We start from the raw sequence: 9,720 nt of genomic DNA, 5'->3' as shown, positions 1-9,720 counted from the left end.
GGCCGGCACGATCCGATACCCCCAAGGGAGGTTGTCCATGTTTGCTGCCACGTCCGTGCTGCGACGGGCTCCGCTTCTCCTCGCGGCGATGGTGCTCATCGCGATCCTGGCCGGGCTCGCCGGCTGCAGCAAGGAGAAGGTGGTCGATCCCTACCTGTCCGCCTCCCTGGGCGCCGTGATGGCGGGCGCCGATTCGGTCCGCAGCGCGGAATTCCTGTTCGAAGTCGACGGGCCCCCGCTCTACTTCGCGCGCGGCGACGTGGCGGTCGTCAAGCAGGGCAACCAGATGCACTTCCTGGTCGGCCCCGCCCTCCAGACCGAGTACGCCGGCAAGTACCAGGGCCAGCGCCTCGGCGTGCAGAAGCGGTTCACCGACCGCGCCGCCGGCAACGCGACCACGCACCTGTTCCTGATGGGCGTGCGCCAGGGCGCCGCGATCGCGCGCGTCGACTCGGTGGCGAACTACACGCTGCCGTCGATCGTCAAGCTGACCAAGCAGCAGATCGAGACCCCGGGCACGAACCTCAACGAGATGAACGCCCGCCTGTTCAGCACCTTCCAGCCCCTGCTGCCGGCGAACGCCGGCGACCGCGCGCCCGAGGTGCAGTCGATGGTGGAGCACTTCGTCTACGTGCCCCGCCACGACCTGAGCGAGACGCAGCGCGCGAACCCCGGCCCCAACGACTACGGCTGGTACATCGTGCTGGACAACGCGACGCTGCGGGTGGTCGACCTCGACGCCGGCGCGGGCTTCATGCTGCAGCTGCTGAAGGAGAAGAACCTGCCCCTGGTCGGTTCGTTCTCGCTGACCGGCGTGTCCGATTCGATCATCGAGCGCACCAAGTCCTACGGCACGCTGCGCAACGTCTGCGGCACGATCCGGATCAACTGGTTCAAGGTCGCCAACACGGCGATCCGCGGCAGCTGACGCTCCTGCGAGCCGTCCGTCGCGAAAGCGCCCCCGCCGGCCGGCGGGGGCGCTTTCCGTTCTGCGGGCCGTCGGCGGGCGGCGTCAGGTCAGCAGCCGCAGCATCTGCTCGTAGGCCAGCACCTGCTTGCGGGCGACGTCGCTGCGCGAAGCCAGCGGGCCGGCCTTGAGGCGGCCGGAGACCATCCCGACCATCTTGCCGCGCTCGCCGCCGAGCAGCAGCCGCGTGGCCTCCACGCCGAAGCGGGTGGCCAGGATGCGGTCCGCGGCCGAAGGGGAGCCGCCGCGCTGCACGTGGCCGAGCACGACCATGCGGATGGAGCGCTTCAGCCGGCTCTTCAGCTCGTACTCGATGTAGGGCGCCTTGGCGGCGCCCTCGGCGACCAGGATCACCGCGTGCTGCTTGCCGCGGTCGTAGCCGCCCTCGATGCGTCGGCAGATCGCGTCCAGGTCGAAGGGGATCTCCGGCACGATGACTTCCTCGGCGCCGGTGCTCAGGCCGGCCTGCATGGCCAGCAGCCCGCAGGAGCGGCCCATGACCTCGATCACGAAGATCCGCCCGTGGCTCGAGGCCGTGTCGCGGATCTTGTCCACGGCGTCCACGGCGATGTTCAGCGCCGTGTCGAAGCCGATGGAGAAGTCGCTGCCCGGGATGTCGTTGTCGATCGTCGCGGGCACGCCCATCACCGGCAGGTCGAAGGTCTTGTCCAGCACCGCGCCGCCGCGGAAGCTGCCGTCGCCGCCGATGATCACCAGGCCGTCCAGCTTCAGCTTCTTCAGGGCGCGGCCGACCTTCTCCTGGCCGGTCGCGAGCTTGAAGTCGGGGTAGCGGAAAGTGCGCAGGATCGTGCCGCCGGCGTGCAGGATGCCCGCGACGTCGCGCGAGTTCAGCGGCCGGGCGTCGGCCTCGCTCAGGCCCAGCCAGCCCCGCTGGATGCCGACCACCTCGACGCCCTCGCTCAGCGCCGTCCTCACGACGGCCCTCAGGGCCGCGTTCATGCCGGCGGAGTCGCCGCCTCCCGTCAAGACACCGATGCGCTTCATGCGTCCTCGTCTTTCGTCGGTTGTGCGCCGCCGTCGCGGCGCTGCTGCTTCCAGTCCCGGATCTTCGCGAGCCTCTCGCCGAGGCGGGCTTCGAACCCCCGCGCCGTCGGCGCGTAGAAGCGCCGCTCGCGCAGGGAGTCCGGCAGGCAGTCCATGGCGGCGACGCCCTCGGGCGCGTCGTGGGCGTAGGCGTAGCCCTCGCCGTAGCCCAGCGTCTCCATCAACCGCGTCGGGGCGTTGCGCAGGTGCAGGGGCACCGGCGGGTTCACGCCGTGGCGGACCTCGTCTGCGGCGGCCTCGTAGGCGGCGTAGGCCGCGTTGCTCTTGGGCGCGAGCGCCAGGTACACGCAGGCCTGGGCCAGGGCCAGCGCCGCCTCGGGCATGCCGAGGAACTGCGCGGCGTCGCGCGCGGCGAGCGCCTGCGCCAGCGCCTGCGGGTCGGCGAGGCCCACGTCCTCGCTGGCGCAGCGGGTCAGGCGGCGGGCGACGTACAGCGGGTCGGCGCCGCCCTCGAGCATCCGGGCCAGGTAGTACAGCGCGGCGTCGGGGTCGCTGTTGCGCAGCGACTTGTGCAGCGCGCTGATCAGGTTGTAGAACTCCTCGCCGGCCTTGTCGAAGCGGATCGCGCGGTCGCGGATCATGCGCGCGATCGCCGCGGCGTCGACGACCTCGCCCGGCGTCGCCGCCGCGGCCGCCATCTCCAGCAGGTTCAGCGCGACGCGCCCGTCGCCGTCGGCCGCCACGGCCAGGGAGCGCAGGGCGTCCTCGGCGAAGCCCGTCGCCGCGCCCTGGTCGCCGCCGAGGCCGCCGCCGAGGCCGCGGGGGTCCGCCAGCGCGCGGCGCAGCAGCTCCGTCAGGGCCGCCTCGTCCAGCAGCTTCATCACGAACAGGCGCGTGCGCGACAGCAGCGCGGCGTTGATCTCGAAGGAGGGGTTCTCGGTCGTGGCGCCGATCAGCGTCACGTCGCCCTTCTCCACCCAGGGCAGCAGCGCGTCCTGCTGGGCCTTGTTGAAGCGGTGGATCTCGTCCAGGAAGATGATGGTGCGCCGCTGCAGCGACCGCCGCAGCTTGGCCGCCTCGGCCATGACCTGCTTGAGTTCGCGGCTGCCGACCTGCACGGCGCTGTACTCGAGGAAGTTGGCGGCCGTGACGCCGGCGATGACGCGGGCCAGCGAGGTCTTGCCGCAGCCCGGCGGTCCCCACAGCAGCAGCGACGGCAGCACGTCGCCGTCGATGAGCCGGCGCAGCGGCCGGCCCGGGCCGAGCAGCTCGTCCTGGCCGACGATGTCCTCGAGCCGCTGCGGTCGCATGCGGTCGGCCAGCGGCCGGCCGGCCGCCGCGTCCGCGGGCCCGTCGCCGCCGGAACGCCCCCGCCTCGTGCCCTCGCCGAACAGTTCATCTTCCATGCGGCCCATACTACCCGGTTTCGGCGCCCGCACAAGCCGGACCTGCGGGCGCGGCTCCGGGGGGAGAGGGATGCGGCCGGAGCCGGTCGGTGCGACCTTGGCGCATTGACTTCGCCGCGGGGCGGGACTACCGTCCGCGGACGCACCCGCAACAGGAGGCCGCACCGCGTGGGCATCGCCATCGTGATCATCCTGGACGGCGTCGGCGTGGGCGCGCTGCCCGACGCCGCCGAGTACGGCGACGTCGGCCACGACACCCTCGGCCACACCGCCTCCGCCGTGGGCGGGCTGGCCCTGCCGGTCCTCGGCTCGCTCGGCCTGGGCAACCTGCACGCCGTCGCGGGCGTGCCGCCGGCGGCGGCGCCCCGCGGCTGCTGGGGGCGCATGGCCGAGGTGTCCAAGGGCAAGGACAGCACCACCGGCCACTGGGAGCTGATGGGGGTCGTCACCGCGCGGCCCTACCCGACCTACCCCGACGGCTTCCCCGCCGACGTGCTGGCGGCCTTCACCGCCGCGACGGGCTACGGCGTCCTGGGCAACAAGCCGGCGTCCGGCACCGAGATCATCAAGGAACTGGGTGACGAGCACGTCGCCACCGGCAAGCTCATCGTCTACACCTCGGCCGACTCGGTCTTCCAGATCGCGGCCCACGAGTCGGTCGTGCCGCTGGCGGAGCTCTACCGCGTCTGCGAGGTGGCCCGCCGCCTGCTCGTGCCGCCCCACGAGGTCAGCCGGGTGATCGCGCGCCCCTTCCTGGGCGCCGCCGGCGACTACCGGCGCACGCCGAACCGGCACGACTACTCGGTCGTGCCGCCGGACGAGCTGCTGCTGCCGCAGCTGGCGGCGGCCGGCGTCGCGGTGCGCGCCATCGGCAAGATCTCCGACCTCTACGCCCACAAGGGCGTGACCGCGAAGATCGTCTCGAAGTCCAACGCCGAGGGCATGGCGGCGCTGGCCGCGCTGTACGCGGACGTCGGCGCCGGCCCGTCGCTGATCCTGCTGAACCTCGTGGACTTCGACATGCTGTGGGGCCACCGCAACGACCCCGTCGGCATGGCGCGCGACCTCGAGGCCTTCGACCGCTGGCTGGGCGGCTTCCTGCCGGTCCTGCGCGACGGCGACCTGCTGCTGCTGACCGCCGACCACGGCAACGACCCGACGACGGCCAGCTCGGACCACTCGCGGGAGTACGTGCCGCTGCTGGCGACGCTGGGCGGGTCCCACGACGAGGTTGTCGCAGCCGGCGCCGACCTCGGCACGCGGCCCACCTTCGGCGATCTCGGGGCGACCCTGGCCGAGTACTTCGGCCTGCCGGCGCCCGTTCTCGGGAACAGTTTCCTGGCGGCGGTCCGCGCCGCGGCGGGGAGGCAGACGTGACGCTCGAGGTCCAGCAGCGGCTGGTGACGGCCGCGCGCGAGGCGATGGCGCGCAGCCATTCGCCCTACTCGCACTTCCGGGTCGGGGCCGCGCTGCTCGGCGCCGACGGGCGCGTGCACGCGGGCACCAACGTCGAGAACGCCAGCTACGGCCTGAGCATCTGCGCGGAGCGCGTCGCCGTCTTCAAGGCCGTGAGCGAGGGCTGCCGGGACTTCGTCGCGGCGGCGGTGGTCACCGACACCGACCGGCCGACGCCGCCCTGCGGCGCCTGCCGCCAGGTGCTGCAGGAGTTCGCCCCCGACCTGGTGATCCACCTCGCCGGCCGCGGCGGCGACGTCGAGACCTTCCGCCTGTCCGAGCTGCTGCCCCGCCCCTTCGACAACTTCACCCCCGGCGAAGCCCCCTGAACGGAGACGACCCGTGAACATCGTCGAGATCATCGAGCGCAAGAAGCGCGGCGGCGCCCTGGACGAGCGCGAGATCGCGTTCGCGGTCGAGGGCTACACCTCGGGCAGCGTCGCGGACTACCAGATGTCGGCGCTCCTGATGGCGATCTGGTGCCGCGGCATGGAGCCGCGCGAGACCGCCGCGCTGACCGGCGCCATGCTGCATTCGGGGGAGGAGCTGGACCTCTCCGGCCTGCCGGCCCCCACCGCGGACAAGCACTCCACCGGCGGCATCGGCGACAAGGTCAGCCTGCTGCTGGCGCCCCTGGCGGCCGCCTGCGGGCTGTGCGTGCCGATGCTCTCGGGGCGCGGGCTCGGCCACACCGGCGGTACGCTGGACAAGCTCGAGGCGATCCCCGGCTACGACATCCGCCTGGACAACGCGGCCTTCCTGCGCGTGGTGGCCGAGACCGGCTGCGCCATCGTCGGCCAGGGGCCGCAGATCGCGCCCGCCGACGGCCGCATCTACGCACTGCGCGACGTGACCGGCACGGTGGACTGCGTGCCGCTGATCACCGCCAGCATCATGAGCAAGAAGCTGGCGGCGGGGCCGCGCACCATCGTCATCGACCTGAAGGTGGGCTCCGGCGCCTTCATGACCGACCGCGCGGCCGCCGAGGAGCTGGCCGCCTCGCTGATGCGCATCGGCGCGGCGTGGGGCCGCCGCATGGCCGTCGTCTTCTCCGACATGTCCCAGCCGCTCGGCGTGGCAGTGGGCCACGCCGGCGAGACGATCGAAGCCTTCGACGCTCTGCGGCCCGACGGCCGCGGCCGCGCCCCGGCCGACCTCGTCGCGCTGACCGAGGACCTCGTCGCCCAGATGCTGCTGACCGCCGGCCTAGCCGGCGACCGCGCCGCCGCCCTGGCCGCGGTGCGGCGGGCCTGGGACGGCGGCGAAGCCTTCGACGCGATGCTGCGCTGGGTGGCCGCCCAGGGCGGCCGGCTCGATCCCGCGCGACCCGACTTCGGGCTCGCGCTGGCGCCGCGACTGATCGCGGTCGAGGCGGCGCAAGACGGCTGGATCGGGGAGGTGGACTGCCGCGGCTTCGGCCACGCGCTGGCGGAGATCGGCGGCGCGCGGCGGCAGGTGTCGGACGCGCTGGACCTCGAGGCGGGGATCGACGTCCTGGTGCGGCGAGGGGAGCGCGTCGCGCGCGGCCAGCCCCTGGCCTGGATCCGGGCCCGCGACGCCGCGGCGGCCGCGCGCGCGGCGCAGAGGGTGCGTGAAGCCCTGGCGATCGCGGCGGCGCCGACCGCGGCGCCGCCCCTGGTCCTGGGCCGGATCGAGGATGCGGCGCCCGGCGCCGACGGCCGCTAGAACTCGTCTTCCAGCTCGATGTCGCGCAGCTCCCGCGGCGCCGGATCGACCCAGCCCTCGACCGGGCGCAGCAGGGCCCCGCCGTGGCGGTCGCACGCGCGCCGCGGGAAGCCGGCGGCGAGGAAGTACTCCACGGCCGTCGAATCGCAGCCGGTGGTCGCCAGCAGCCCGGAGAGCAGGCAGACGCGCTTCTGGACGATCCCCTCGGGGCGCGGGAACGGCTCGTCCGGCCCCTCGGCCGTGACCTTGCCCATCAGCTCGGCCCAGATCGGCAGCGCCATGTGCGCGCCGGTGCCCGCCCGCCCCATGCTCACCTTCGTGTCGAAGCCCACCCACACGCCCGCGGCGAAGCTCGGCGTGAAGCCCACGAACCAGGCGTCGGTGTACTCGTTGTAGGTGCCGGTCTTGCCCGCCGCGGTCTTGGTGAAGCCGTAGCGGGGGGCCGCGCGCGCCGTGCCCTCGGTCAGCGTCGAGGTCATCAGGTCGGCCATCAGCCACGCCGTGGCCGGGTCCAGCACCTCGCGCTGGCGCACGCCGCCCTCCTCCAGGACCTCGCCGTCCGCGGTTTCGACGCGCGTGATCAGGTAGGGCTCGACGCGCACGCCGTGGTTGCCGAAGGAGGAGTAGGCCGAGACCATCTCGACGAGGTTGATCTCGCCCGCGCCCAGCGACAGCGAGAGCACCGGCGGCAGCTCGCTCGTGATGCCGAGGCGGCGGGCGGTCTCGATCACCGGCACGACCCCCACGTCGTCGATGAGCCTGGCCGCGACGACGTTGCGCGAGTGGCTCAGGCCGTAGCGCAGCGTGATCGGGCCCAGGTACTTGTTGTCGAAGTTGTGCGGCTGCCAGAAGCCCGCGCCGGTGTTCAGGGAGACCGGCGTGTCCATCAGGATCGAGCACGGCGTGTAGCCGTGGGTCAGCGCCGTCAGGTAGACGACGGGCTTGAAGATGGAGCCGGGCTGGCGCTGCGCCTGCATGGCCAGGTTGAACTGGTAGTCGTCGTAGTCGCGGCTGCCGTAGAGGGCCAGCACCGCGCCGGTGCGCGTGTCCAGCAGCACGCAGGCGCCCATCAGGTACTCCACGCGCGCGGGCCGCTTGCCGACGGCGGCGAGCGCGTCGAAGCGGGCCTTGGTCATCGGGTAGCGGCTCTCCTGCTCGTAGCGCTCGAGGTGCTTCGCGGCGGCTTCCTCCAGCCAGTGCTGGTAGCGCGGCACCAGGGTGGTGGTGACGCGCAGCCCGTCGGTGTAGAGACCCTCGAAGCCGTAGCGCGCTTCGAGGTGCTGGCGGATCTCCTCGACGAAGTGGGGCGCGAAGGAGGGCGTGGTCGAGCGGCGGCGGCCGTCGCGGACGACGACCCGCACCTGGTTGATGCTCCGCGCCTCGTCGCGGCTCAAGGCGCCGGTGGCGACCATGGATTCCAGCACCGTCGTGCGGCGGCGGTAGGCGCGCTCCAGGTTGTGCAGGGGGGAGTAGGCCTCCGGCAGCTGGATCATGCCGGCGAGCATCGTGGACTCGCCGTCCTCGAGGTCCCACACGTCCTTGCCGAAGAAGGTGCGCGAGGCCGACTGGACGCCGTAGGCGCCGCTGCCGAAGTTCACCTGGTTGAGGTACATCGCCAGGATCTCGTCCTTGCTGTACGTCTGCTCCAGCTGCAGGGCGAGGATCATCTCCTTGACCTTGCGGGTCACCGTCTTGTCGAGCGTCAGGAAGAGGTTGCGGGCCAGCTGCTGCGTGATGGTGCTGGCGCCGGGGCTCGACGACGAGGTCAGGTTGACCCAGACGATCTTGACGAAGCGCTTCATGTCCAGGCCGTAGTGGGTGTAGAAGCGGCGGTCCTCGATGGCGACCACCGCCTCCTGCAGGCGGCGGGGGATGCGGTCCAGCGTCACGATCGTGCGGTTCTCCACGAAGAACTCGTGGATGACGCTGCCGTCGGCCCCGAGCACGAGCGTCTTGCGCGCGGGCTCGATGGTCAGGATGCGCTCGGGCGACGGCAGGTCGCGCGAGAGGCGGCGCACGGCGGTGAGCCCCGCGCCCACGCCCAGCAGCAGCAGGCCGGCCACGGCGATCAGCGCGACGCGGACGCGGCGCGGCGAGATGGAGCCTTCCAGGAGGTTTTTCATGGAGCGAACCCTAGCGCAGTCGACGCCCAGGAACAAGCAGGGAAGGCGGTTGCGGAGCTTTAACCGGCATTTCGCGGTTATTTCGCCATTCGCGGATTATTCCTTTGACAACGGGATGGGTCAAAGCTAGATTGCGCGCCCGTACCGATTGCGGCGCAAGCCGATAGGTGCGGGTCCGGGGGTGCCTCCGGAGGGTTTGGCAGAACGGGTCGGAAGCGGTCAAAGTTTTTTACGAAAGACACTTGACAACTTCGCAGCACTCGGATACATTCTGCCGTCGGCCCATAAATGGGCACGGCCAGCGCCTTGCGCCTGGGTCGGCTCTTTGACAACAGAATAGCGTACGAGACATTCCCGACGATTCCGAGTCGGACGTGTCGGATCCTCGGATCCATCACGTCTTGTCTTGCGAAAAACAGGAAACGATTCCTGTTGTATATTTTTACAACGGAGAGTTTGATCCTGGCTCAGAACGAACGTTGGCGGCGTGGATTAGGCATGCAAGTCGAACGAGAAAGTTCCCTTCGGGGGATGAGTAAAGTGGCGAACGGGAGAGTAACGCGTGGGAAACCTACCCTTCAGCGGGGGACAACAGTTCTAACGAACTGCTAATACCGCATACGATCCGGCGACCGCATGGTGGCCGGCTGAAAGATGGCCTCTGCTTGCAAGCTGTCACTGAAGGATGGTCCCGCGTCCCATTAGCTAGTTGGCGGGGTAATGGCCCACCAAGGCGACGATGGGTAGCCGGCCTGAGAGGGTGTCCGGCCTCACTGGGACTGAGATACGGCCCAGACTCCTACGGGAGGCAGCAGTCGAGAAGCTTCGGCAATGGGCGAAAGCCTGACCGAGCGACGCCGCGTGAGCGATGAAGGCCTTAGGGTCGTAAAGCTCTGTCAGGAGGGAATAAATACCCGCGGTTAATACCCGCGGGGGTTGAAGGTACCTCCAGAGGAAGCGCCGGCTAACTACGTGCCAGCAGCCGCGGTAATACGTAGGGCGCAAACGTTGTTCGGATTCACTGGGTATAAAGGGTTCGTAGGCGGGCCAGTTAGTCAGAGGTGAAAGCCAACGGCTC

At 70.9% G+C, this 9,720-nt stretch carries 7 protein-coding genes and 1 rRNA gene; 5 read left to right on the top strand and 3 right to left on the bottom strand.

What is annotated here, in order from left to right; all coding sequences use genetic code 11:
* Window positions 1–37 precede the first annotated feature (37 nt).
* The gene (locus tag Q7W29_13840) at window positions 38–928 is read left to right on the top strand and encodes a hypothetical protein (protein MDO9172902.1); all 891 of its coding nucleotides are present in this window, start codon (window positions 38–40) and stop codon (window positions 926–928) included.
* 84 nt (window positions 929–1,012) lie between these two features.
* Here the strand turns inward: Q7W29_13840 and Q7W29_13835 are convergent, their stop codons facing one another.
* Both Q7W29_13835 and Q7W29_13830 read right to left on the bottom strand, forming a co-directional pair.
* Entirely contained in the window at window positions 1,013–1,972 is a 960-nt protein-coding gene (locus Q7W29_13835) for an ATP-dependent 6-phosphofructokinase (protein ID MDO9172901.1), read from the bottom strand.
* Window positions 1,969–3,378 carry a replication-associated recombination protein A gene (locus tag Q7W29_13830; protein MDO9172900.1) on the bottom strand — a complete coding sequence of 470 codons (1,410 nt, stop codon included), beginning with the start codon at window positions 3,376–3,378 and terminating at the stop codon, window positions 1,969–1,971. Before Q7W29_13830 ends, Q7W29_13835 begins: the two co-directional genes overlap by 4 nt.
* A gap of 168 nt (window positions 3,379–3,546) precedes the next feature.
* On the opposite strand from Q7W29_13830, the gene Q7W29_13825 reads away from it, so the two are divergent.
* From Q7W29_13825 to Q7W29_13815, 3 genes are read left to right on the top strand one after another with little or no spacing between them, the layout of a single operon-like run.
* Window positions 3,547–4,755, top strand: a complete 1,209-nt coding sequence (locus Q7W29_13825) for a phosphopentomutase (GenBank protein MDO9172899.1) — start codon at window positions 3,547–3,549, stop codon at window positions 4,753–4,755.
* Entirely contained in the window at window positions 4,752–5,162 is a 411-nt protein-coding gene (gene cdd, locus Q7W29_13820) for a cytidine deaminase (GenBank protein ID MDO9172898.1), read from the top strand. The genes Q7W29_13825 and cdd overlap by 4 nt, the downstream gene beginning before the upstream one ends.
* Window positions 5,163–5,175: 13 nt before the next feature.
* Window positions 5,176–6,519, top strand: coding sequence for a thymidine phosphorylase (locus tag Q7W29_13815; GenBank protein ID MDO9172897.1), 1,344 nt, complete (start codon window positions 5,176–5,178; stop codon window positions 6,517–6,519).
* On the opposite strand, the gene Q7W29_13810 is transcribed toward Q7W29_13815, so the two are convergent.
* Window positions 6,516–8,642: a PBP1A family penicillin-binding protein gene (locus tag Q7W29_13810; GenBank protein ID MDO9172896.1), complete on the bottom strand. Its 2,127-nt coding sequence runs from the start codon at window positions 8,640–8,642 to the stop codon at window positions 6,516–6,518. The two genes, Q7W29_13815 and Q7W29_13810, sit on opposite strands and share 4 nt — an antisense overlap.
* A gap of 444 nt (window positions 8,643–9,086) precedes the next feature.
* On the opposite strand from Q7W29_13810, the gene Q7W29_13805 reads away from it, so the two are divergent.
* Window positions 9,087–9,720: ribosomal RNA gene (locus tag Q7W29_13805) — 16S ribosomal RNA — on the top strand; the annotation flags it as partial.

The organism is bacterium (assembly GCA_030654305.1).
Taxonomy (GTDB): domain Bacteria; phylum Krumholzibacteriota; class Krumholzibacteriia; order LZORAL124-64-63; family LZORAL124-64-63; genus PNOJ01.
The sequence above is the reverse complement of the archived record's forward strand: the minus strand, read 5'-3'. Positions and strand labels throughout refer to the sequence as shown.